1 pseudogene is annotated in these 271 nt (G+C 60.1%); it reads left to right on the forward strand.

The window, feature by feature from the left end:
* Window positions 1-271: pseudogene (locus SB756_RS30290) on the forward strand (EamA family transporter); the annotation flags it as partial.

Below are 271 nucleotides of genomic sequence, written 5' to 3' on the forward strand. Positions count from 1 at the left end.
GTCGCTGCTGGGGATCGTCTGGGTAATGAAAGGCAGCGGCAGCGGATCGCCGGCGCTGTTGTGGCAGAATATGCTGCGCAACCCGGTCGCCTATGCACTGGCCTTTATCGCCGCCCTGACCTGGGCGCTCTACAACAATCTCACCCGCCGCTTTGCCCGTGGTTCCAATGGCGTCACGCTGTTTTTTATCATGACCGCCCTGGCGCTGTGGCTGAAATATGGCTTCAGCGATCACACTGTGCCGATGACCTTTACGCTGGTGCCGCTGCTG

It is taken from the genome of Pseudomonas sp. SIMBA_068, from assembly GCF_046534705.1.
GTDB classification, from domain to species: Bacteria; Pseudomonadota; Gammaproteobacteria; order Pseudomonadales; family Pseudomonadaceae; genus Aquipseudomonas; species Aquipseudomonas putida.